This is a genomic window from Lacinutrix sp. MEBiC02595, assembly GCF_053601555.1.
On record NZ_JBSHNU010000246.1, the window covers coordinates 385885 to 411795 of the forward strand.

General features: G+C 32.2%; 21 protein-coding genes. 14 read left to right on the forward strand and 7 right to left on the reverse strand.

The annotated features are described in order from the left end of the window. Window positions 1-49: 49 nt before the first annotated feature. From ggt to ACVCZW_RS19145, 3 genes are read left to right on the forward strand one after another with little or no spacing between them, the layout of a single operon-like run. Entirely contained in the window at window positions 50-1738 is a 1689-nt protein-coding gene (gene ggt, locus ACVCZW_RS19135; RefSeq protein ID WP_452233210.1) for a gamma-glutamyltransferase, read from the forward strand. Window positions 1739-1782: 44 nt separating this feature from the next. Next, complete coding sequence (locus tag ACVCZW_RS19140; RefSeq protein WP_452227809.1) at window positions 1783-2508, forward strand: hypothetical protein; 726 nt, start codon at window positions 1783-1785, stop codon at window positions 2506-2508. Between the two features lie 43 nt (window positions 2509-2551). Continuing rightward, window positions 2552-4147, forward strand: coding sequence for a phytoene desaturase family protein (locus tag ACVCZW_RS19145; protein ID WP_452233211.1), 1596 nt, complete (start codon window positions 2552-2554; stop codon window positions 4145-4147). 65 nt (window positions 4148-4212) lie between these two features. Here ACVCZW_RS19145 and ACVCZW_RS19150 read toward each other — a convergent pair whose 3' ends face one another. After that, window positions 4213-4737 carry a hypothetical protein gene (locus tag ACVCZW_RS19150; RefSeq protein ID WP_452233212.1) on the reverse strand — a complete coding sequence of 175 codons (525 nt, stop codon included), beginning with the start codon at window positions 4735-4737 and terminating at the stop codon, window positions 4213-4215. Between the two features lie 155 nt (window positions 4738-4892). Between ACVCZW_RS19150 and uvrA the strand changes: the two genes are divergently transcribed. The 9 genes from uvrA to ACVCZW_RS19195 all read left to right on the forward strand — a co-directional run bounded on the left by uvrA (window position 4893) and on the right by ACVCZW_RS19195 (window position 18727). Then, entirely contained in the window at window positions 4893-7724 is a 2832-nt protein-coding gene (gene uvrA, locus ACVCZW_RS19155) for an excinuclease ABC subunit UvrA (protein ID WP_452233213.1), read from the forward strand. A gap of 94 nt (window positions 7725-7818) precedes the next feature. Beyond that, window positions 7819-8508, forward strand: a complete 690-nt coding sequence (locus ACVCZW_RS19160; protein WP_452227805.1) for an LOG family protein — start codon at window positions 7819-7821, stop codon at window positions 8506-8508. A 54-nt stretch (window positions 8509-8562) separates the two neighbouring features. After that, complete coding sequence (locus ACVCZW_RS19165) at window positions 8563-9072, forward strand: hypothetical protein (RefSeq protein ID WP_452227804.1); 510 nt, start codon at window positions 8563-8565, stop codon at window positions 9070-9072. Continuing rightward, complete coding sequence (locus tag ACVCZW_RS19170; protein WP_452233214.1) at window positions 9069-11903, forward strand: metalloprotease; 2835 nt, start codon at window positions 9069-9071, stop codon at window positions 11901-11903. Before ACVCZW_RS19165 ends, ACVCZW_RS19170 begins: the two co-directional genes overlap by 4 nt. Window positions 11904-12319: 416 nt before the next feature. Next, complete coding sequence (locus ACVCZW_RS19175; protein WP_452233237.1) at window positions 12320-14731, forward strand: alpha-ketoacid dehydrogenase subunit alpha/beta; 2412 nt, start codon at window positions 12320-12322, stop codon at window positions 14729-14731. A gap of 87 nt (window positions 14732-14818) precedes the next feature. After that, complete coding sequence (locus ACVCZW_RS19180) at window positions 14819-16414, forward strand: class I SAM-dependent methyltransferase (protein ID WP_452233215.1); 1596 nt, start codon at window positions 14819-14821, stop codon at window positions 16412-16414. A gap of 7 nt (window positions 16415-16421) precedes the next feature. Further along, on the forward strand, window positions 16422-16688 hold the full coding sequence (locus ACVCZW_RS19185; RefSeq protein WP_452227801.1) for a DUF202 domain-containing protein: 267 nt from the start codon (window positions 16422-16424) through the stop codon (window positions 16686-16688). A 98-nt stretch (window positions 16689-16786) separates the two neighbouring features. Further along, window positions 16787-18220, forward strand: a complete 1434-nt coding sequence (locus ACVCZW_RS19190; protein ID WP_452233216.1) for a hypothetical protein — start codon at window positions 16787-16789, stop codon at window positions 18218-18220. Window positions 18221-18250: 30 nt separating this feature from the next. Further along, a complete protein-coding gene (locus ACVCZW_RS19195; protein WP_452227799.1) occupies window positions 18251-18727 on the forward strand; it encodes a hypothetical protein in 477 nt (158 codons plus the stop codon). A gap of 23 nt (window positions 18728-18750) precedes the next feature. Here the strand turns inward: ACVCZW_RS19195 and ACVCZW_RS19200 are convergent, their stop codons facing one another. From ACVCZW_RS19200 to ACVCZW_RS19210, 3 genes are all read right to left on the reverse strand, one after another. Next, complete coding sequence (locus tag ACVCZW_RS19200; protein ID WP_452227798.1) at window positions 18751-19428, reverse strand: metal-dependent hydrolase; 678 nt, start codon at window positions 19426-19428, stop codon at window positions 18751-18753. 208 nt (window positions 19429-19636) lie between these two features. Beyond that, a complete protein-coding gene (locus ACVCZW_RS19205) occupies window positions 19637-20539 on the reverse strand; it encodes a 1,4-dihydroxy-2-naphthoate polyprenyltransferase (protein ID WP_452233217.1) in 903 nt (300 codons plus the stop codon). A 3-nt stretch (window positions 20540-20542) separates the two neighbouring features. Continuing rightward, on the reverse strand, window positions 20543-21382 hold the full coding sequence (locus tag ACVCZW_RS19210) for a 1,4-dihydroxy-2-naphthoyl-CoA synthase (RefSeq protein ID WP_452227796.1): 840 nt from the start codon (window positions 21380-21382) through the stop codon (window positions 20543-20545). A gap of 267 nt (window positions 21383-21649) precedes the next feature. Here ACVCZW_RS19210 and ACVCZW_RS19215 point away from each other — a divergent pair, with 267 nt between their 5' ends. Next, entirely contained in the window at window positions 21650-22072 is a 423-nt protein-coding gene (locus ACVCZW_RS19215) for a hypothetical protein (RefSeq protein ID WP_452227795.1), read from the forward strand. Window positions 22073-22273: 201 nt separating this feature from the next. After that, a complete protein-coding gene (locus ACVCZW_RS19220; RefSeq protein ID WP_452227794.1) occupies window positions 22274-22708 on the forward strand; it encodes a hypothetical protein in 435 nt (144 codons plus the stop codon). Window positions 22709-22718: 10 nt separating this feature from the next. On the opposite strand, the gene ACVCZW_RS19225 is transcribed toward ACVCZW_RS19220, so the two are convergent. The 3 genes from ACVCZW_RS19225 to menD all read right to left on the reverse strand — a co-directional run bounded on the left by ACVCZW_RS19225 (window position 22719) and on the right by menD (window position 25893). After that, window positions 22719-23549, reverse strand: a complete 831-nt coding sequence (locus ACVCZW_RS19225) for a CvfB family protein (protein ID WP_452227793.1) — start codon at window positions 23547-23549, stop codon at window positions 22719-22721. Window positions 23550-23664: 115 nt separating this feature from the next. Beyond that, window positions 23665-24006 (reverse strand): DUF2853 family protein, encoded by a 342-nt coding sequence (locus tag ACVCZW_RS19230; RefSeq protein ID WP_452227792.1) that lies wholly within the window; start codon window positions 24004-24006, stop codon window positions 23665-23667. A gap of 126 nt (window positions 24007-24132) precedes the next feature. Then, on the reverse strand, window positions 24133-25893 hold the full coding sequence (gene menD / locus ACVCZW_RS19235) for a 2-succinyl-5-enolpyruvyl-6-hydroxy-3-cyclohexene-1-carboxylic-acid synthase (RefSeq protein WP_452233218.1): 1761 nt from the start codon (window positions 25891-25893) through the stop codon (window positions 24133-24135). Window positions 25894-25911 lie beyond the last annotated feature (18 nt).

A 25911-nucleotide genomic window follows, 5' to 3' on the forward strand; every position in this document is an offset into this window, starting at 1 on the left:
GATGTGCTTTTTTAAGCGACTTAGCAATCTCATTAAACTATAGAGAGGTATGAATTTAAGAATTATTTTTATAATACTAGTATTTAGCTTAACCGCTTGTAAAACAGAAACTAAAAAACAAGTTACTGGACTTATCACAGAAAAAGCAATGGTTGTTTCTGCCCGTGAAGAAGCTTCTAAAATAGGAAGTGCTATTATGCAACAAGGCGGAAATGCTTTTGATGCTATGCTTGCCACAGATTTGGCTTTAGCGGTTGCATATCCGTATGCCGGAAATCTTGGTGGTGGTGGTTTTATGGTCTATCGTTTAGAAAATGGAGAAACTGGTGCCTTAGACTACAGAGAAAAAGCTCCTGCAGCGGCGACAAAAAACATGTATTTAGATTCGCTTGGTAATGTAATTCCTAATTTAAGTACTCGTGGCGCACTTGCTGTTGGTATTCCTGGAACCGTTGCAGGAACTTTTGAAGCACATAAACGTTTTGGTAAATTACCAATAGAAACCATTATGAAACCAGTAATTGCCCTTGCAAAAAGAGGGGTTGTGGTTACCAAAAATCAGGAATTACGTATTGCTGAAAAACAAGAGGACTTTAAAATTACGAATACGGAAGATTTTCTATTTACTAAAGCTTGGAAAGAGAACGATACCATCAAATACAATAGTCTTGCAGAAACGTTAACCAGAATCATGCAAAATGGTCCGGATGAATTTTACAAAGGAGAAACAGCAAAAATACTAGCAAAGCATATTCAAGATAATGGCGGCATTGTAACCGAAGAAGACCTAGCAAACTACAAACCAAAGTGGCGTAAACCTATTAGCTTTTCGTATGATGATTTAAATATTATTTCTATGTCGCCTCCTTCCAGTGGTGGCGTTTGTTTGGCACAAATCATGAAAATGATTGAACCTTATCCTTTAGAAGAATTTGGTCACAACTCTGAAAAAGCGATTCAGATTATCACAGAAGCAGAACGTCGTGCCTACGCCGATAGAAGTTTCTATTTAGGAGATCCTGATTTTGTAACAGTACCTCAAGAAGAATTAATTAGTGTACGTTATTTGCAAGATAGAATGCAAGATTTTTCATTTGAAAAAGCGACTAAATCTTCCGAAGTATCCCACGGAAAAGTACAAATTATTGAAAGTGATGAAACCACGCACTACTCTATTGTAGATCCGTTTGGTAATGCTATTTCAGTTACTACAACTCTAAATTCTGGTTTTGGTTCTAAACTATTCTGTAGCGAATTAGGTTTCTTTTTAAATAATGAAATGGACGATTTTTCTAGCAAACCCGGAGTCCCAAATGTATATGGATTAATTGGTGCAGAAGCAAATAGTATTCTTCCAGAAAAACGCATGCTAAGTTCTATGACACCAACTATTGTAGAAAGAAATGGAAAATTACACATGGTTGTTGGTACTCCTGGTGGCTCTACCATTATCACTTCCGTAATGCAAACTATTTTAAATGTACATGAATACAAAATGGGCATGCAAGAAGCAGTAGATGTTTCTCGCTTTCACCACCAATGGTTACCTGACGTAATTATGATGGAACCAAATTCTTTTGCTATAGAAACCATAAAACAATTGGAATTAAAAGGGTACAACATTAATGAAAAAGATGCTCCTATTATTGGAAAAGTGGATGCTATTTTAATTTTAGAAGATGGGAAACTAGAAGGTGGTGCAGACAAACGCGGTGATGATACCGCTGTAGGTTTTTAATTAAATTCCTTTCTTTATAAAAACGATAACAAACACAAAATCAAGTGGCTAAAAAAACAAGCATAAAAAAAATAGTGAAAATAATTGCAGGAGTAATCATTTTCTTCACCTTACCAACCTTCCTTTTCTTTGGATTTTTATATTTTAAATATAACGAAGAATTACCTTTAGGAATACAAGATCAACAAGCAGATGCTTTGGCATACAAAATGCTAGATGCCTTAGATCATAAAAAATATGAAGCTACAGATTATATAGAGTGGACCTTTAAAAAAAGGCATCATTTTAAATGGAATAAAGAAGCAGCTAGTAGTGAAGTCTATTGGAAAAATTATAGAGTAGATTTAGACTTTAATGATAATTCTAAAAGCGAAGCCTATATAGGCGAAACAAAAATAGAAACAAGTGAAGCAGAGGAATTAATACAAAAAGCAACAGACTATTTTAATAACGATTCTTTTTGGTTAGTCGCACCATATAAAGTTTTTGATGCAGGAACAAAAAGAAGTTTAGTAACTTTAGATAATGGAAAGCATGCGCTTTTAATCACCTATACTTCTGGAGGATCTACTCCAGGAGATTCCTATTTATGGCTATTGGACGACTCTGGTAAGCCTACTAGTTTTAAAATGTGGACTTCCATTCTGCCCATTGATGGTCTAGAAGCTTCCTGGAGCGACTGGGAAACTACCGAAACTGGAGCAATGCTTCCTACTTTTCATAAAATGCTAGTTTTAGGATTGGAGATTGAAGATATTAAAACCAAATAAAACGCATTTATTTTAAGACTATATTATCCTAATAAAACCCATCATGATTCAATCTTATAAAAAGAAACTAGCCCTTCAAGAAAATTACGATACTATTATTATTGGATCCGGTATTGGCAGTCTTGCAACTGGCGCTTTATTAGCAAAGCAAGGGCAAAAAGTCTTAATTCTAGAACGCCATTATGAACCTGGCGGATTTACACATACTTTTAAACGTAGAGGCTATGAATGGGATGTTGGTATTCACTACATTGGGGATATGGAACACCCAAAAAGTATTTTAAGAAAATTATTTAGTTATATATCTGATGATAATTTACAATGGGCAGATATGGGAGAAGTATATGATAAAATCATCATAGGCGACAAAGAATATGATTTTGTTAAAGGTGTTACCAATTTTAAAAACAAAATGATTTCCTATTTTCCCAAAGAAGAAAAAGCAATCACCGAATACATCAATACTATTTTTAAAGCTAGTAAAACTAGTAAAAAATTCTATTTAGATAAATCACTTCCGCCGTTATTAAGTAAATTAATAGGTGGTTTTATGCGTAGACCTTATAATACGTATTCTGATAAAACCACTTATGAAGTATTAAGAAATCTTACCGATAACGAAGAATTAATTAAAGTTTTAACTGGTCAATATGGTGATTATGGTTTAGCACCTAAAGAAAGTAGTTTTGTCATGCATACCGCAGTTGCCAAACATTATTTTGCTGGTGGTAGCTTTCCTGTTGGCGGATCTTCACAACTTGTAAAAACCATTGTTCCTGTAATAGCAAAAGCTGGAGGAACACTTTTAATAAGTGCCGAAGTAGATAAAGTTATCATTGAAGATAATACGGCGAAAGGTGTGAAAATGAAAGATGGAAAATCTTTTTATGCTAAAAACATTATCAGCGGAGCTGGTATTATGACTACGTACAACAAATTACTTCCCGAAGATATAGTAGCAAAACACAATTTAAAAGAGCAATTACAAAAAGTAAAACGATCTGTTGCTTCTGCTTGTTTATATATCGGTTTAGAAGGTTCTCCTGAAGAACTTAAATTACCAAAAACGAATTACTGGATCTATCCCGAAGATTTAGATCATGATGCGTGTATTGCTCGCTATTTAAAAGATACAGACCAACCTTTTCCCGTTGTTTATATTTCTTTTCCTTCGGCTAAAGATCCAGATTGGCCAAATAGATATCCTGGAAAAAGTGCTATAGATATTATTACCCTTATGCCTAGCACTACTTTTAACGAATGGAAAGGTAGCAAGTGGAAGAAAAGAGGGGAAGATTACGACCTGTTAAAAGAAAAAATAGCCCAAAGATTACTAGAAGCCTTATTTAAAAAACTACCACATCTTAGAGAAAAAGTGGATTGTTATGAATTGTCTACACCATTAACCACACAACATTTTGTGAATTATGAAGAAGGCGAAATTTACGGATTAGATCATAGTCCGAAACGTTTTAGACAAAAGTTTTTAAAACCTAGAACACCAATTAAAAACTTCTATCTTACTGGACAAGATATTATGACTGCAGGAATTGGATCGGCACTTTTTTCTGGTGTTTTAACCGCTACTGCTTTAACAGGAAAAAACATCTTAAAAAAAGTGCAAGCTTCTAAAAATTAATTGCAATCGCAATATTTAGAGGAATACATATCTTATACCAAAAACGAACACTGCAAACGGCATACTTATTTACTCTTTTGTCCAACAAACTGTTGTTCCTTTACTTTAAATAACACATTAAACGTGGTTAAGCTTCCGTAAATACGCGTGATGTATTGTTGTAAATCTATTTTTTCTTGTTCTTCAAGACTACTAGAATTCACCTTTTGTTCCATAACACGAAGTCGGTCTCTAACCATCGTTATTTTATGAAAAAAGTCTTCCACTTTAATTTCTTTACTTTTTAAATTGGTATCTCCTGGTTCTAAAATAAGTTTTCCGCCTTTCCACTTATCTCCTATCGAAATTACTTCCGAAACATCGCTCCATTTTTTTAAAATTTGGACTAAACTACTTTCTACATCAAATAAACTCACGGTATCGACTTCCTTTTCTGCTGCTTCAATAACTTCAAATTCGGTATCTAATTCTATTTCTTCTAATCCGTTCTCGATAAAAGTTACCCAATAATGGGTACTATCGACATTTGTAATTACTCCTTTTCCAAATTCGTCGTGGTTTATTCTGGAACCTATTCCTAATATTTTCATATAAAATTCATATTTAATTTCCGTGAAAACGGAAAACGGTTTATACATATTCTCATTACAATATTAATAAAATCCTAACTAAATACCTTTCAAAAGGATAAGTAAAAAGCGTATCTTTGCAACTTTGTTTACCAAACAGTCAGGTTGCTTAATTTATGTCTAAATTCGAAGAAAATATAGAAGTTCAAGGTGCTCGTGTTCATAATTTAAAGAACATAGATGTTACTATTCCCAGAGAAAAACTAGTGGTTATTACTGGCTTGTCTGGTAGTGGTAAATCGTCATTAGCTTTCGATACTATTTATGCCGAAGGGCAACGAAGATATATTGAAACGTTCTCGGCCTACGCAAGACAATTTCTTGGAGGTTTAGAGCGTCCGGATGTGGATAAAATTGACGGACTTTCGCCTGTAATTGCCATCGAGCAAAAAACAACGAGCAAGTCACCACGATCTACTGTTGGTACCATTACCGAAATTTATGATTTTATGCGTTTGCTTTTCGCAAGAGCTAGTGATGCGTATAGTTATAATACGGGCGAAAAAATGGTTAGCTACAATGACGATCAAATAAAAGCTTTAATTATAGAGAGTTTTTCTGGTAAACGTATAAACATTCTTGCTCCTGTAGTTCGTTCCCGTAAAGGACATTACAGAGAATTATTCGAGCAAATTGCAAAACAAGGCTTTGTAAAAGTACGTGCAGATGGTGAAATAAAAGACCTTGTAAAAGGTATGAAACTCGACAGATATAAGAATCATGATATTGAAATTGTAATCGATAGATTGAAGATTGATGCTTCCGTAGATAATGATAAACGCTTAACCGAAACCATAAATACTGCCATGTATCATGGTAATGATGTATTAATGGTTTTAGATCAAGATACGAACGAAACACGTTTTTTTAGTAGAAGTTTAATGTGTCCTAGTTCCGGAATTTCATATCCAAATCCAGAGCCTAATAACTTTTCATTTAACTCCCCAAAAGGTGCTTGTCCTAAATGTAATGGTATTGGAACGCTGTATCAAGTAAACGAAAGTAAAATAATTCCTGACGACTCGCTTTCCATTAAAAATGGCGCTCTTGCTCCGCATGGACCAGAAAAAAACTCATGGATTTTTAAACAGTTAGAACTAATAGCACAGCGTTATAATTTTAAAATTAGCGATGCGTATAAGAGTATACCTGAAGAAGCGAAACAAATGATTTTGTATGGTGGAAACGAAAAATTCACAGTAGATAGCAAAACACTTGGTATAAAAAGAGATTACAAAATAGATTTTGAAGGGGTTGCCAACTTTATAGAAAACCAATATGTAAACGCAGATTCTACGTCATTAAAACGTTGGGCAAAAGACTATATGGATAAAGTAGATTGTAGCGAATGCCATGGCGCACGTTTACGTCAAGAATCTCTATATTTCAAAATAAACGATCAAAATATTGCCGAACTAGCAAATAAAGACATTGTAGATTTAGCGGAATGGTTTAAAGAATTACCAAAAAACCTTTCTAAAAAACAATTCAAAATTGCAGAAGAAATTATTAAAGAAATAACAAACAGACTACAATTTTTGTTAGATGTTGGTTTAGATTACCTTTCTGTAAACCGAAGTTCTAAAACACTTTCTGGTGGTGAAGCGCAACGTATTCGATTGGCGACACAAATTGGATCACAACTGGTTGGAGTGCTTTATATTTTAGATGAACCTAGTATTGGTTTACACCAACGCGATAATGAAAAACTAATAAACTCTTTAGTTGCTTTGCGGGATGTTGGTAACTCTGTCATTGTTGTGGAGCACGATAAAGATATGATTTTACGTGCAGATCACGTGATTGATATTGGTCCGCATGCAGGAAAACATGGCGGTGAAATTATTAGCCAAGGCACACCGGAAGAAGTTTTAAAACACCATACCCTTACTGCAGATTACCTTAATGGAACTAAAAACATTGAAGTTCCTAAAACACGTCGAGAAGGTAATGGTAAATTCATGGAGCTTAAAGGCTGTACCGGAAATAACTTAAAAAATGTTTCGGTTAAATTTCCATTAGGAAAAATGATTGGGGTAACTGGAGTTTCTGGTAGTGGAAAATCTACTTTAATTAACGAAACGCTCTATCCTATTCTTAATGCATATTATTTTAATGGTGTAAAAAAACCAATGCCTTACAAAAGCATTAAAGGTTTAGAACATATAGATAAAGTAATCGATATTAACCAATCACCAATTGGTAGAACACCGCGCAGTAATCCTGCAACTTACACCGGTACTTTTAGTGAAGTACGTAGTTTATTCGCCAAAATACCAGAAGCAATGATTCGTGGTTATAAACCAGGAAGATTTAGTTTTAATGTAAAAGGAGGACGTTGTGAAACCTGTCAAGGTGGCGGCTTACGTGTTATTGAAATGAATTTCCTTCCTGACGTATATGTAGAATGTGAAACCTGCCAAGGCAAGCGTTTTAATCGCGAAACCTTAGAGATTCGTTATAAAGGAAAGAATATTAGTGATGTTTTAAACATGACAATTAATGAAGCAGTGGACTTTTTTGAGCATATCCCAAAAATTAACAGAAAACTAAAAACCATTAAGGATGTTGGTTTAGGATATATCACATTAGGACAACAAAGCACAACGCTTTCTGGTGGTGAAGCACAGCGAATTAAACTAGCAACAGAATTAAGTAAACGCGATACAGGAAATACTTTTTATATTTTAGATGAACCTACCACAGGATTGCATTTTGAAGATATTAGAGTATTAATGATTGTGCTCAACAAACTAGCAAATAAAGGAAATACCGTTTTAATTATTGAACATAATTTAGATGTTATAAAAACCGTAGACCACGTTATTGATATAGGTTATGAAGGCGGAAAAAATGGAGGAGAAATTATAGTAGAAGGTACTCCAGAAAAAGTTGCAAAACATAAAACGAGCTACACAGCGAAGTTTTTAAAGAAAGAATTGGAATAAAATAAATAGTATCTAGTTTTGTTGATGTGCTAAAAAAAGAATTAAATTAGCAAGTTGCCGAAAATACAAAATACTAAAATAAATATTAAAATAGATGAGAGAAGAAAAACACCATAAAGGTTGGAATGAAAGTAAAACAAATGACTCCTGGGCGATTTTTAAAATCATGGGTGAATTTGTAAATGGTTATGAAAAATTAAGTAGAATTGGACCTTGCGTTTCCATTTTTGGATCTGCAAGAACAAAACCGGAAGATAAATATTATAAATTAACCGAAAAAGTTGCACATAAAATTGTAGATCATGGTTATGGTGTAATTACTGGTGGAGGACCAGGAATTATGGAAGCTGGTAACAAAGGAGCACATCTAGGTGGTGGAACCTCTGTAGGTTTAAACATAGAATTACCTTTTGAGCAACATGATAATCCGTATATAGATCACGATAAGAGTTTAGATTTCGATTACTTCTTTGTACGTAAAGTAATGTTTGTAAAATACTCACAAGGTTTTGTAGTAATGCCTGGAGGATTTGGAACTTTAGATGAATTGTTTGAAGCAATCACTTTAATACAAACCAATAAAATTGAAAAATTCCCTATAATTCTAGTTGGTACCGATTTCTGGGAAGGTTTATTAGACTGGGTAAAAGCAACTTTATTAGATAAATTTAACAACATTAGCGCTAAAGACTTAGACTTAATTCACCTTGTAGATACCGAAGATGAAGTAATCAATATTTTAGATGCTTTTTATAAAAAGTCTGGCTTTAGTCCGAACTTCTAAAGTATTTGGCTCTTAAATAAATAAATTAAGATTTCACTTTCGTGGAAAGTAAGCATGAAAAAAAACCTATTACTAGTTTTTCTAAGTATACTAAGTATTCAAGGTGTCTTCGCTTTAGACACCTTGAATATTAGGTTTTATAATTTGTCTTACACCAATTCACAAGGGATAACCGCTAATAAAAAAAGCTTTTCAAATAACAATTTCATAGCTATTTCTACGCAATTTATCCGCATAGCTCAAGGTTTAGATGCAACGGCGCACAGATTGGATACTCGTTTTGATTTTATATTAACTGCAAAAAACAAGATCACTAGTTTCATTTATTATGAAATAATTGGCATAAATATAATATCTAATACTTTACATTTACAAACCAACCATCAGTCATTCACCAACAAAAAACCAAACATTTTTAACACTTTAGGGCCAGTAGTAAAAACTATTCCTTTAAACAATACAGAAATGCATCACATGAACGTTTCTAACATATATAAAGGGCTATATTACATGACAAGGCCTAATTTGAATTTAGAATCCTTAAAGTTTGTGAAAGTAAATTGAGAAATAAACACCTACTTATTGCCCTATTCACCTTTGTGAATTTTTATAGCTTTAGTCAAAACACCATTGACCTTAAGGCTACATTTGATGTGGAAAATAAAAAGATAAAAATAGCGCAAACAATTCAATATCAAAACACAACAAACAACACTTTAGAATATATTTATTTAAACGATTGGAGCAATAGTTATTCTACAAAAAGTACTCCTTTAGCAAAACGTTTTGCTGAAGAATATAAAAATGATTTTCACTTTGCAAAAAATGAAGATAGAGGTTACACCGTAATTACTTCGTTACAACAAGACAACGAAGATGTGGTGCACGAAAGGCTGAAAGACCAACTCGATATTATTAAAGTAAAATTAAATAAAGCTTTAGCGCCAAACGAAACCTATACCCTTCATTTAAACTATATAGTGCAGATACCTAATGCCAAGTTTACACGCTATGGTATTTACAACGATAATAATATCACTATAAAATATTGGTACATTACCCCTGCTATTTATGATGGCACTTGGCAATACTTTAGTAATAAAGATTTAGAAGATGGATATATCCCCAAGGCAGATCACAGTTTCGAAATCACCTATCCGGAGCGTTATATCTTAACTTCAGAACTTAACGAAACGGGAAGCACAAAGGAGAACAATACGATCACAACAACCTTAGAAGGAAAAGATAGAATTAATACCAAATTATTCCTATTACAAGAACCAAAATTCAATACGGTTGAAACAGATTATTTTAACGTGGTATCTAGTATTGATGACGAAAATATAGCGCAAGTAGAAAGAGTTATACTAACCGATAAAGTTGCAGGGTTTATAACTAAAAACCTTGGTGATTATCCGCATGAGCGTTTATTAGTCTCCCATACCGATTATAAAAAGAAACCCATTTACGGACTTAACTTATTGCCAGATTTTTTCCGTCCTTTTCCGGATAGTTTTCAATATGAATTAAAGCTTTTAAAAACAGTATTATATAATTATTTAGAAAACACACTCCTAATAAACCCGAGAAAAGACCAATGGTTAATTGATGGTTTTCAGATATATTATTTAAAAAAGTATGTGAAAGAATATTATCCTGAAAAGAAAATTTTTGGAACACTATCTAAAATTTGGGGTATCAAGTCTTTTCATGCCGCACAACTTAATTTTAATGATCAGTATAATCTTTTGTATATGAATATGGCTAGAGGTAGGCAAGACCAACCACTTGCGATGCAAAAAGATTCCTTATTAAAATTCAACAAAAACATAGCAAACCCTAACAAAGCAGCAATTGGTTTAGAATACTTAAATAGCTTTGACGAAAACTTAGATTTAGATAAATCGATTTTGGATTTTGTAACCAATCAAAAACTAAAAGCGACATCCACAAAAGATTTTGAAAACTTTATAAAACCAAAAGCTTCTAAAGATATTGATTGGTTTTTTGAGGAGTATCTTAAAACTTCAAAAAAAATAGATTACACCATTAAAAAGGTAGAAAAAGGAAAAGATTCGATTACGGTAATAGTTAAAAACAAGAGCAGAACAAGTATGCCTTCTTCGTTATTTGCTTTACAAAAAGATAGTATTTTATCTAAATCATGGATTCAAAGCAACAAACACCTGGATACCATTACACTACCAAACAACCATGCCACAAAATTGGTTATTAATCAAGATAAAATAACACCAGAAATAAACGACAGGAATAATACTAAATCGCTAACGGCTTCTTTATTAAATAAACCTTTACAGATTAGACTTTTAAAAGATGTAGAAGACACCAGGTATAACCAAGTCTTAATTATGCCTATTTTAGAGTTTAATAATATATATGATGGTATTGTTGTGGGTACAAAAGCATATAATAAAACCATGCTTAAAAAAGACTTAACGTATAAAGTTGCACCACAATACGGATTAAAATCGCAGTCTATAACAGGCTCTGGAAACCTAGTATATCAACAATATAATACCAGTAACAGAAACTTATTTAAAATTCAATACGTGCTTACCGGAAGCTATGATAGTTATGCTCCAGATTTATTTGTTACTTCCATAAAACCATCTATAACGCTTCATTTTAGAGATACTAAAAACTTACGTGCAAATAAAAGAGAGTTTTTAAATTTTAGATATGTTAGCATTCATAGAGACAAAGATGTTGAAAAGATTTTATTAGAAGAAACGAAGCCCAATTACAACGTATTTAATGTAAGATATATAAATAAAGATCCAGGATTAATAGAGCATTCTAGTTGGTTTGCAGACTTTCAAGCATCCCAAACATTTAGTAAAATATCCTTTAATTACGAGTACAGAAAGCTATATCAAAACAACAGACAACTAAGCGTTCGTTTCTTTGCTGGAGCATTCTTAAAGAATAAAAACGAAGCGAATAGCAACTATTTTAGTTTTGCGCTAGATAGGCCAACAGATTACTTATTTGATTATAGTTATTTAGGAAGATCAGAAAACACAGGCCTCTTTAGTCAGGAGTTAATTATTGCAGAAGGAGGATTTAAATCGAAACTAGAAGTACCTTATGCAAATCAATGGATGGCAACCACAAATATTAGCACATCTATTTGGCAATATATTCATGCCTACGGAGATTTAGGTACATTAAAAAACAAACACCAAAACGCGAAATTTGTATACGATTCTGGTGTTCGCGTAAATCTAGTAGAAGATTATTTTGAAATCTACTTTCCTGTTTATTCTAACCTTGGCTGGGAAATAGCACAACCGCAATACAGTCAAAAAATACGTTTCAAATTTACAGCAGACATTCAATCGCTATTAGGATTGTTTAGAAGGCGTTGGTATTAATATTTTTTTCTTCTGAAAAACGCAGTATAAGAAAAAGAATGAAAGATCTTATACCTAAAAAATAGTTTATAAACACTTATCAGAAAGCCTCTTATTACTATTCTAAAGAAATAGAACAATAAGTATCTCCTTTAATGCTATTTTCCCCTTTTTATTTACTACATTAAAACCATTGAGAATTTTAACTTTTATAGTTATATAACTTTTGAAATAGATAAAAAAACGTTAAATATTTCATTATCTAAAACAAAAATACTTTAAAAGATATTCAGCAAAAACCTATATAATCACATTGTTTTCACTATTTGACAAAAAAATGGCTATCAAAACAATAATTATACATTTTTTTAAGACTTTGCGATATTGCAAAAATGCTTTATTATTCTTAAATTTGTAACTATATGAAAGCATCTAAAATGACAACAAATCCAGAGGTAATAGAAGACATTTCTTTTAACGATTTTAAAACGGAAGTTTTAAAAGACTATACCATTGCTGTAACTTCCAGGGAGTGCAGTTTATTAGGTCGTCGTGAAGTACTTACAGGAAAAGCGAAATTTGGAATTTTTGGAGATGGTAAAGAAATACCGCAACTTGCTTGGGCAAAAGCTTTTAAAAATGGAGATTTTAGATCTGGTTATTATCGCGATCAAACTTTTATGATGGCCATTGGTGAATTAACCATCCAGCAATTTTTTGCAGGTTTATATGCGCATACAGATATTAATCACGATCCAATGTCTGCAGGAAGACAAATGGGAGGACATTTTGCAACCCATAGTTTAGACGAAAATGGAAATTGGAATGACCTTACAAAACAAAAAAATTCTAGTGCAGACATCTCTCCTACTGCAGGACAAATGCCTCGTTTACTAGGTTTAGCACAAGCTTCTAAAATTTATAGAAATGTAAAAGGAATTGATACTACTAAATTTTCGGATAAGGGAAATGAGGTTGCTTGGGGAACTATTGGTAATGCAAGCACCAGCGAAGGTCTATTTTTTGAAACTATAAATGCAGCCGGAGTTTTACAAGTACCCATGGTAATGAGTGTTTGGGATGATGAATATGGAATTTCAGTACACGCAAGACACCAAACCACAAAAGAAAATATATCTGAAATCTTAAAAGGATTTCAACGTGAAAAAGGAACTAATGGTTACGAAATCTTAAGAGTAAAAGGCTGGGATTACCCTGCTTTAGTAGATACGTATCAAAAAGCTTCCAAAATTGCAAGAACACAACATGTTCCAGTTTTAATTCACGTAAATGAATTAACACAACCGCAAGGACATTCTACTTCGGGATCGCATGAACGCTATAAAGACACCGATCGTCTTAACTGGGAAGCAGATAATGACTGTAATCTTAAAATGCGCGAATGGTTAATTGCAAATAACTTTGCGACCAAAGACGAACTTAGAACCATAGAAAAAAATATAAAAAAGGAAGTCCGTGAAGGTAAAAAAGCAGCTTGGCTTGCTTACAATAATCCTATCAATCAAGAACGTAGTGAACTTATAGTGCTTTTAGAAAATCTTGCTAAATCAAGTACCAATAAGGCTTTCTTAACCAAACTTACAAACGACTTAATTGCAATTGTAGAGCCTATTAGAAAAGATAGTCTTTCTGCTGCTCGAAAAGCGTTACGTTATGTACTTAATGAAAATTCTTCAGAAAAAACACAGGTTGCTAACTGGATAAATTCATATATAGAAAAAATACAACCCAAATATAGTTCCCATTTACATAGTCAATCTAATCTTTCGGCTTTACACGTAAAAGAAGTAAAACCAACCTATGACGATGATGCGAAGTTAGTAGATGGACGATTAGTAATTAGAGATAACTTTGATGCCCTTTTCACCAAATACCCAGAAGTTTTAGTTTTTGGTGAAGATGCAGGACATATTGGCGATGTAAACCAAGGTCTTGAAGGGATGCAAGAAAAGTATGGCGATTTGCGTGTTTCCGATGTTGGAATTCGTGAAGCTACCATTTTAGGACAAGGAATTGGAATGGCAATGCGTGGTTTAAGACCAATTGCAGAAATACAATATCTAGACTATATTTTATACGCTTTACAGATAATGAGTGATGATTTAGCAACACTACATTATAGAACTCATGGCCGCCAAAAAGCACCATTAATTATTCGTACACGCGGCCATAGACTAGAAGGTATTTGGCATTCTGGATCACAAATGGGTGGTGTTATTAATCTGGTTCGTGGTATTCATGTTTTAGTACCAAGAAACATGACAAAGGCTGCTGGTTTTTATAATACATTATTAGAAAGTGATGAACCAGCCTTAATAATAGAATGCTTAAACGGATATCGACTAAAAGAGAAAATGCCAAATAATATTGGTGCATTCAAAACACCTTTAGGAGTTGTTGAAACCGTTAAAGAAGGAAGTGATATCACATTAGTTTCTTATGGTTCTACATTAAATATTGTAGCGCAAACAGCAAAAGAATTAATAGAAGTTGGTATTGATGCGGAAGTAATAGACATTCAATCTTTATTACCTTTTGATCTCAATCATGATATTGTAAAAAGTATAGCCAAAACAAATCGTCTAATGGTTATAGATGAAGATGTTCCCGGAGGCGCTTCTGCTTATATTTTAAACGAAATATTAAACACACAAAATGCATACGAGCATTTAGATAGTAAACCGCAAACCTTAACAGCAAAAAGTCATCGTCCTGCTTATGGTACAGATGGTGATTATTTTTCTAAACCGTCTCACGAAGATATTTTTGAAGCTGTTTATAAAGTAATGCATGAGGCTAATCCTGGTGATTTTCCAAAATTGAGATAACTTAACATTTAAAAATCAATTAACAAACCTTTCAATATTTCTTGGAAGGTTTTTTTTATATTTATAGGAAATCAATCTGAAAAGCAAATGCTAACCAAAATAGACAAAGAACAACTTCGAGGAATTATTTTCAGGCACTTAGATGGTATTGCTACAGCTACCACCACTTTTGCTCTTTATAAAAAAGGAATTTTCGCTTTTTTACTGAAAAACAAAAAAGTTACTATTGAAGAAATTTCTTCTCATTTTGAAGCAAATGAAGGCTATTTAAACATTGCATTGCGCGTTTTAGCTTCGCAAGGTTGGCTGGTACAACGTATAGATAATGCTTCCAATGCCGTTACCTATCAAATAAATGAAAATAGCGAAGAAGCTTTTAAACTTGCTCCTTTATATGAAGACGCAGTAAAGCTACTCTCCTATTCGGTGAGATTCCCAGAAAAGCATATTGGCGCAGATGCTTTTATAGCCTTAGAACGTATTTTTAAAACGTATCAAAATAACTTCGATTTAAAAGCACAAAGCGAGATAGAACAACAAGTCTTAAAACATATTGAAGGCTGTATCGTTGCTCCTATAATTGTAATGTTAGGCGTAAATGGCTTATTCCATAAATACTTTATGGAAGCTTCCTTTACTGCTGAAGAATATCACAAAGATCCAGAGAGTTTTAAAAAAATACTCGATTTCTTTTCCCATTTGGGTTGGTTTACAAAAAAGAAAAACACCTATCAATTTACAGATTCTGGTTTATTTTTCGCAAAAAGAGCAAGTGCTTATGGAGTAACGGTTTCTTATTTACCTACCTTTTTACAATTAGACGAATTACTTTTTGGTAATCCTTTAGTACTAAAAACAGATTCACCTGACGAAACAGAAAAACACGTCCATAGAGAAATGAATGTTTGGGGAAGTGGTGGCGCGCATTCGACATACTTTAAAGTGATAGATCAAGTAATCATCAAACTCTTTAATAAGCCAATTGATGAACAACCAAAAGGTATTCTAGATATGGGTTGTGGTAATGGTGCCTTTATAAAACATATATTTGATGTCATTGAGCACCAAACAATACGTGGCAAAATGTTAGAGGAGCATCCTTTATTATTGGTTGGAGCAGATTTTAATCCGGCAGCATTAAAAGTAACTAGAGCCAATTTAATTAAAGCAGATATTTGGGCAAAAGTAATTTGGGGTGATATTGGCAGACCAGATTTATTGGCAAACGATCTTAAAGAAGATTATAATATTGAACTTAAAGATTTACTAAATGTGCGTACCTTTTTAGATCATAATAGAATTTGGGAAGCCCCAGAAACGATTACTAATAAAATAAGTTCTTCTACAGGAGCGTATGCCAGTCAAGGGGAACGTATTAGCAATAATTTGGTAGAAGATTCTTTACGCGATCATCTGTTAAAATGGAAACCTTATGTAGAACAATTTGGTTTATTAATTATTGAATTACATACTATAGATCCAAAATTTACAGCCAGCAATATTGGTAAAACTGCAGCTACCGCTTATGATGCGACACATGGTTATAGCGACCAATTTATTTTAGAAGTGGATGTTTTTAATAAAATAGCAACAGAAGTTGGATTGCAACCCGATAAGAATTATTTTTCAAGATTTCCAGATAACGATTTGGCAACGGTAAGTGTAAATTTATTAAAAGGATAATATTTAAATGAAAGAAGACAACAAATTAACGACTAGAGATTGGTTGGCAATAGAAAGAACCAAGCTTGCGAATGAGCGAACCTTTCTAGCATATTTTAGAACCTTTTTAGTAATTCTTGGTACCGGAATTGCCATTTTAAAATTAGCTCTTTTTAGTGAATTGAAAACTTTTGGTATTACGCTAGTTGCCATTTCTCCGGTGATACTTTTAATTGGTATTATTCGATTATTTAGAGTAAAAAAAACCATAAAAAAGCATTACAAAATACAATAGGAATCCTAAGCAATCTCTTATAACAGACTATAAAATAATATAAAAACCTTCTTGATTCTGTTTTTGTATTTTTGCAACGTGAATTAGAAAAACAGTTTATGAAAAACATATTATGCATCCTGCTCCTTTTACCATTAGTAAGTTTCGGACAGAAAATAAAAATTAAAAAAGGCAAACTTCTATTCGATGATACTCCGGTTGGCAATTTTGATTCTAAAGACAAAACATACCATTTCTCTTATTTAAATGGCGAAAAAGCTTTTGATGCTATTTTTCATGGCGAAGAAGAATATAAAATAGAAGGTTTTCAATGGGTAGAAGTCATTAGTAACGAAGGTATAAAAACCGAAATTCCTTTCGAAATTCTAAAAGTATCCTTTAGTGCTAAAAAAATAATGGTCCGTTTACTTTCCGAAAAATATAACCTAATAGATCCGAACGGCATTAATAAAGCAAATGTAGCAAGTTTCTTTGCTGAAGAAAGAATCTCTTTAAGTGAAAAATATGCTGGAGACATTGCCGATTTAGAAAATAAAGAAGCGCTTAAAAAGAGCTTAATGCGTAAGTACAATCCCTTTGTAAAAGACGATGGTACTATTTTATTTGGCGGTTTTCAAAGTACAAACATCGTGGGTCATGCTTCCTTTCATGATAATGTATATACCATTACAGATCTAGACAGAATTTCTGTAGCACAAACTAAAAAAACATCTAACACAGATACTTCTGTTCATGTAATCACCTATTCTGGAGATTCGTTCTCCTACGATTATGGTTCAAGAACCATGTTAACCGGACAATTTTCAAGAAGCTTTGCACAATTATTGGTGGAAGAATTATTAATAAAAGGTTATACGTTTGGCAGACAAGCAAAAGCAAATAAGGTAGCATTGCACAAAGCAAAAGTAAAGGTCGCTAAAGAGAATAGCATCAATCTTTATGGCGTTTTGGGTTCTATTATAGATGAAGAAGGTGTGAAATATGAAGGAACTATTTATGCCGTTTTTGAACAATTAGAATTAAATCCAAACCAAGAAGAACCTAATGTTTATGATGCTACATCTATAGATAATTATGGCAAAAACGTTAGTATAAAATACTTAAATGATAAAGGTAGATCACGAATTAAAAAATTCGCAGCAAAAGACAACGTTTCTTTTTGTGCCATGGATAATGGTGTAGAAAAATGTTTTTATGGTTTAAAAACAAAAGGAAATACCATGAAGAAAATTGCAAATGCTACTAATTTCGGATTCAACAATTCGTATTTCTATCAAGTAGTAGAAACTGTAGATAATAGTATGGTGCTTACCAAACCAGGAGAAAACGGTACCTATGTTTTAAAATTTTCAGATAAGGAAGATGGATTCATGATAGACAATAGAAATAATGATAAACTATCAGACGCTTTAGCAGAATATATTTCTAACTGTACTAATGTATCAGAAGACATTAAAAACAAAGAGTTTGATCTTTCCGAAATACAAAACTTAAAACAAATTTTAGAAGAGTATAAAGCTTGCGTTAACTAAAAAAAGATTCCATTTTAGAGAAAAGTAAAGATGAAAACAGCTACTGTAAAACAACTTAAAGACGAATTGAAGCATAACTCTACCGAAGAGTTAATGGATCTTTGTTTGCGTTTATCTCGTTTTAAAAAAGAAAACAAGGAACTGCTTACCTACCTGCTTTTTGAAGCGCATGATGAAGCTAGTTATATTGAAAACGTAAAACAGGAAATAGATACACAGTTTGAAACTATCAATACGGACAGCTTTTTTTACATTAAAAAGAGTGTCCGTAAAATATTAAGACTCATTAAAAAGTTTAGCCGATATTCTTTAAAAAAGGAAACCGAAGTAGAACTACTACTCTATTTCTGCCAAAAGTTAAAGGACTTTAAACCTTCTATCCAAAGAAACGTTACGCTAACCAATATTTATGACAGGCAAATTGCCGCTATAAAAAAGATTATTTCTGCTTTACACGAAGACTTGCAATATGATTACACTATGGCTTTAGAGGAATTAGAAGGATAATTAAAAACGGTTTTCCATTTAATTTAAAGCTCAATACTTTCACCAATATCTAATAACATAAGATCTTTGTCTTTATTAAAAAAGAGTTGTTTGGCAACTTCATGATCTATTTCTATATAACCAAAAGTATCAAAATGATAGCCTAAAACCTTATCGCAATCCACAAAATCACTAGCAAGAATAGCGTCTGCAATTCCCATTGTAAAATTATCACCAATAGGTAAAATGGCTAAATCTAATTTGGTTTGCATAGGTATTAATTTCATATCCATAGTTAAAGCAGTATCCCCAGCGATGTAAATATTTTTATGTTCGCTTTCTAAAACAAAACCTCCTGGTTGTCCACCATATTTTCCATCTGGAAAAGAAGAAGTATGAATAGCGTTTACATATTTCAGACTTCCAAATTCAAAATCCCAAGTTCCTCCAAGATTCATAGGATGCCCTTCAAAACCTAAATTTTGAAAATGCGTAACAATTTCAAAATTAGAAACAATTACAGCATCTGTACGTTTCGCAATAGCTTCTACATCTAAAATATGATCTTGATGCGCATGTGTAAGTAATATATAATCTGCTTGCAGCATATCTATATTTATATGTGAAGCTTTTGGATTTCCTGTGATAAATGGATCTACAAGAATGTGTATATCTTCTATTTGAATTCCTAAACTTGCGTGGCCGTAAAATGTGATTTTCATTCGTTATTTTTTAGAAAAGAAAATTACAAAAAAAACTCAGACATATTGTAGAATTTGTCTGAGTTTTTCAATCCCCAAAATTGAAGTTAATACCCTCGTATTTTAAATTACTAGGATGTATCAACATCTTAAATATACATATAATTATTTGTTTCACAAACAAATAAACCTGTAATTCACTTCTATACAGCGCTTTATAAGAAATAGATTACAATAAATGTCCTACAGACAAAAGAATTGCTAATAAAAATGTGGTTAGTGCTAGTTTTTTAAGTTCTGGATCTAAATGCACAGGCTCTTTATTATTTTTCACCTTTTTAAGATGCAGAAATAAAGGAATATACGCGATAAGGAATAAAAAATTAAATACGGAATTATAATATAGAATTCCATACAAGGTAGATAAAGCAATCGCTGAAATAATTAAAAAGTAATGATACTTCTTCGCTTTATTACTCCCGAGTTTAACAACAAGTGTGTTTTTTCCTGCTTTTCTATCCGATGCAATGTCTCTCATATTATTAAGATTTAGCACTGCAGCACTTAGCAAACCTAAAGTACAAGCGGGTAAAAAAGTAACATGATCTATTTGTTTGCTATATAAAACATAACTACCTATTACACTTACTAAACCAAAAAACAGAAATACAAAAACATCGCCTAAACCTTTATAGCCATAAGCATTGCTTCCCATAGTATACTTAATGGCAGCATAAATTGAAAATAAACCAATAACAAAAAAGACTAAAGCATATACTAAGTGTTTAGACCCAAAGGCAGAATAAATTAAACCTAAGGATAAAACAATACAAATAAGAATGTTCTTTTTTATGGCCTCCAGCATTTGTTCTGCAGAGATATTTCCGCTTTGTAAAGCACGCTCCGGCCCAATTCTATCTTCATTATCGGTTCCTTTTACGCCATCACCGTAATCATTTGCAAAATTAGATAATACCTGAAGGCTAATGGTAGTTAATATAGCAAATATGAAAATTTGCCAATTAAAAAATCCATTATATGCAGCCAAAGAAGAACCCACAATAATTCCTGAAACAGAAAGCGGTAATGTTCTTAATCTTGCTGCTTGTACCCAATATTTAAATGTACTCATAAATCAAGGAATCCATTTTTTTGGAAAATTTGGTTTACGCTTTTCTAAAAAAGCATCTCGACCTTCTTTTGCTTCATCGGTCATATATGCTAAACGTGTAGCTTCCCCTGCAAATACTTGCTGACCAACCATACCATCGTCTGTTAAATTCATTGCGAATTTCAACATTTTAATAGATGTTGGCGATTTTTCTAATATTTCTTGTGCCCAATTAAAAGCTGTTTCTTCTAACTCATCATGTGGAATAACGGCATTTACCATTCCCATATCATACGCTTCTTGTGCAGAATAATTTCTTCCTAAGAAAAAGATTTCACGTGCTCTTTTTTGTCCAACCATTTTGGCTAAATATGCAGAACCATAACCACCATCAAAACTAGTTACATCTGCATCTGTTTGTTTAAAAATGGCGTGTTCTTTACTCGCAAGCGTTAAATCGCAAACCACATGTAAACTATGTCCGCCACCAACAGCCCAACCAGGAACGACTGCAATTACTGCTTTTGGCATAAAACGAATTAAACGTTGTACTTCCAAAATATTTAGTCTGTGATAACCATCTTCTCCTACATAACCTTGATGCCCTCTTGCTTTTTGGTCTCCTCCAGAACAAAAGCTCCAAATGCCATCTTTGGTAGAAGGCCCTTCCGCAGATAATAGAACGACACCTATACTTGTATCTTCTCCTGCATCATAAAATGCATCATACAGTTCTTTTGTTGTTTTTGGTCTAAATGCGTTTCTTATATCTGGTCTGTTAAAAGCGATTCTTGCAACGCCATTACATTTTTTATAAGTAATGTCTTCATACTCTTTAGCGGTTTTCCAATCTATTTGGCTCATGTTCTCTAATTAGACTGTAAAAATACATTTTTTTTATTATTTAAATCATTGCATTAAAACATCCATTTCAATAATTTCTAAAACCCACACAAACAACTGTAAAACAACAAATTATATTTTACTAAATTTAATTATGTAGTAATTTCCTACACAAAACATGTATTTTGGCTGATTTATAGCCCCTTCATCGTGTTTTTAAGAAAACAAAATTAAAGAACTGATAATAAGACGTCTAGTATATAATTTTGTCTCACACTAATAACCACTATGAAATTAATTGATTCAAAATTTGCTCCCTCAATTGAAGGTATCCACGTCACTAAATTTGGTGTAGTTTATTTTTTTAACACGTTTATCGTCACCGAAATAAATGAAGGTGAGCTATTTAGCTTTGCATCATCCATTCAACTAACAAATTTAATTTTTGACTATTATGGAACAAATACTAATTTACAGGTAATATCGAATAGAATAAATAATTACTCTATAGAACCAACGTATTGGTTCGATTTTTATAAAAATGAAAATGCTAACTCCTTAAAAAATGTCTCTTTTGTTTATTATAATGAATTGGCTTATGCTAATGCAAGATTAGAACAAACATTTATTAAATGTAAATCAGAATGCTATAAAAGCTTGCATGATGCTATAGATAGTATTTCCAGTATTACTGATAAGAGGACCGCTTGAATAAGGTAGATTAAAAATCCCTAAACACAATTAGTAGCACCTAGAAACTAATTTAAATTACCGCAAGCCGCCTTTTCTTTTTTGCTCCAAAACCTACCTTTTTATTTTGTTAGTGTATCTAACATTCTATAGAACCTACAAACAAATAGCTTAATAAAAATTAAGCTATTTGTTATTAATTAATTTTATAAAATATTATTAATGAGAATTACAGACACAAACTTAAAAGAACTCATAGAAGACACACATGTTTTTGAACATGGCGTATATTACTTCTTTAAAGATTTTATTGTTTCTGAAGTTAATGAAGGTGTGGACTATAATTGGGGGATTACACAAGGAGTTGTAACATTAGCAAAAAACTATTACGGGAAAGATGCCCCAATATGCCTAATATCAAACAGGATAAACCAATATTCTATAAATCCATTAGGTTGGCATAATTTCTTTAAAACGGGCAGAAAACTAAATGGTCTTGCCGTAGTAACTTACACTAAAAATGCTAGAGCAAATGTAGCTATTGAAATGCTGTTTTTCAACTCCAAACTAGAACGCTTCCATAGTATTTTTGAAGCTATTAATTGGGTTAAAGAGGTAAATTTACAGCAGCAAACTTCATCTATAGAAAATAAATAGAAATAAATTTCTAAATTAGGTGAATACCGTCTTCTTTAATGGTTACAAGTTTCTGCTTATATAAATTACCTAAAGCCTTTTTAAAGCTTTTTTTACTCATTTGTAGGACCTCTTTAATAACTTCTGGACTAGATTTATCTGTTAGATTTAAAAACCCATTATTATCCTGCAGATAGCCCATTACTATTTCTGCATTTGGCTCTATATTTCTATAGCCCACTTGACCTAAAATAATATCTATCTTATTACCTGGTCTTATTTTTTTAACAATTCCTTTTAGCTTATCTCCTACGCTAATATCTTGAAAAATATTATCGGTATAAATTAAGCCGGAGTGTATTTTATTTATAATAACATTCCAACCAATATCACTTTTATGAGATGCGATTAAGTCTACTTCGTCATATTCTGCAACCGTTAATTCCTTATTATCTAAAAATTGATTGGTTTTGCTAGAAGCTACTAACCTATTGGTTTCTTCGTCTAAGTAACAATACACCAAATACCAACCTCCTTTTATCATATCATAGGCCTGTTCTTTAAAAGGGCAGAATAATTCTTTTACCATTCCCCAATCTAAAAAAGCACCATGTTTTGTTGTTTCATTACAGCGTAATAAAGCAAATTCATTACGTTGTATATACGGTTTATCTGTAACTGCTACTAACCGTTCTTGATTATCTAAATAGATGAATACTTCTAGCTTGTCCCAAATTTCAAATTCATTTGGCACATATCTATTTGGCAGTAAAACTTCATTATCTTCTTCATCACTCAAGAATAATCCTGGTTCTGTTTCACGTATAATAGTAAGCGTATTGTATTCTCCTAAATGTATCATACTGCAAAAGTAAGGATATTAAAATTCAAAAATGTAATTTTTTAAAAACGAAATCACTAGAAAACAAAAAAGCGCTACATTCCTGTAGCGCTTCGATATATTTAGTAAAAAAAATCTATTTATAAATAGCCTCTTTTTTAAAATGTTGTGTTAGTAAGTAATATACAACTGCTCTGTACTTACTTCTATTAGACTTACCATATTTTTCCATTACCGAATCAATAGCTTTGTCTAAATCTGCAGTATCTGCTAAACCTAGTTTTTTAATTAAAAAATTATTTTTAACGGTTGCTAGTTCTGATGCATCAGATCCTGAAACTGTAGCTGCATCTGCATTATAAATAGATGGTCCACAACCAATAGTTACTTTCGTTAGTAAATCCATATCTGGAGTCACACCAATCTTATCTTTTAAATCTGCAGCATACTTTACAATTAAATCATCTCTTTTACTCATGGTATTATATTTTATAGTTATTGATTGTTTTAAGTATCTTAAAGATAAGGTATTTAAGCATTTTTCAATATTAATAAATTTTTAAATACTGGATATGATCGATGAAACACAAAATAAATCGACAAGCTACTTTAAAGCTTTAAAATAATTTAATAATGTAGTATCATTAACGGTTCTTGGTGTAAAGACTTCTAAAATTTTAGGAGTATCAGTTTCCAAATAAAAGGACGACAAAGCAGTTTTTAATTCTATCTGATTACTAGCACTTTCATAAGTAAAACCATACATATCACTTAATTGTTTCGCTGAGAGATTGTGTGTGGTTTCAAAAAAGGTATCAAAATTTTCAGATTTTTTTTCTCCAGGAAGAATTCTAAAAATACCACCTCCTTGATTATTAACTACAATAATTCTAAAATGATTAGGGATGTAATTATTCCAAAGTGCATTGCTATCATAAAAGAAGCTTAGATCTCCAGTAATAAAAACAGTTTGTTTTTGGTTAGCAACGGCACAACCAACTGCTGTGCTTGTACTGCCATCAATTCCGCTAGTTCCTCTATTACAAAAAACTTCCAGCGTTTTATTTAGATTAAACAGTTGGGCATATCTAATGGTAGAACTATTACTTAATTGTAAAACCGAATGATCTGGAATAGATTTAAAAATAGTTTTAAATGCTATTAAATCGGAAAACGATATGTTTTCAAAATACGCTGCATGTTTCTTTTTTCTATCTTTTTTTATTGTTGTCCAGTATGCTTGGTAATCACTTTTGGTAAGATGCGTTACTTCCTGAAAAAACTGCGTAAAAAATAAATTTGGCGTTATTTTTAGATGATGTTCTAAACAGAAAAAAGTATCGTTCGCTTTTTCTGTTCCAATATGCCAATGTTGTTTCGGTTTGTGCTTTCGTAAAAAGGCTTTAATTTTTTTCGATACAATTAACCCGCCAAAAGTTACAAGAATATCAGGTTGTAAGGCTTTAAATTCTTCTTCATTTAAAGGGGCTATTATTTTATCTATACTATTAAAAAAATGTCGATGATGTATATTAGAAGTAGTTTCTGTAAATACAACAACACTTTCATCCTCTGCAAGTTCATCTAACCATTTTTGTTCTATACTATTCGGTGGATTTACACCTACAACTACCATCTTCTTTTTAGCATCATACCAATCACTAACCAAATTAGATAACAGTAATTCTTCTATTTTATTCGTTTTTGGAATTACCTCAACTACTTTTGGTGCAACCGTTAACGTGTCAACGGTTTCATATAAAGGTTCATCAAACGGAATATTAATATGTACAGGACCACTTTTATGTATCGCTATATTTAAAGCTTCATTTATTTCTACTTCATTTTGCAATTGAATATTTTGCTGTAAACCTAAAAGCTTTTCTAATTTATTTTCAATGTTCTTAAAAATGGGCAATTCCTCATTTTGAATAAAGCTATTTTCGGCTTTCAAATCTTGTTTCAAATTTGCCGAATATAAAATGTGATTTTCATACACATTTTCTTGATTAATGGTTTGTCCATCACCAATTCCCAGTAAATGTTTTGGTCTGTCTGCCGATAAAACTACCAGCGGAATATTACTATAAAAAGCTTCTGCAATTGCAGGATAATAATTCAATAATGCACTACCAGAAGAACAAATAACAGCAACAGGTTTTTGCATTTGTTGCGCAATACCTAAAGCGAAAAATGCAGCACAACGTTCATCTACAACGCTGTAACATGTAAAATAATCATCGTTTGTAAAACCAATGGTTAAAGGTGCATTTCTACTTCCTGGAGAAATAATAATATGGTTTATATGCTTTGCTTTACAAAGCTGAATAACGGTCTGGGCTAAAGGGATTTTCGGGTATTTCATGCGTACTTCCCCTGAAAA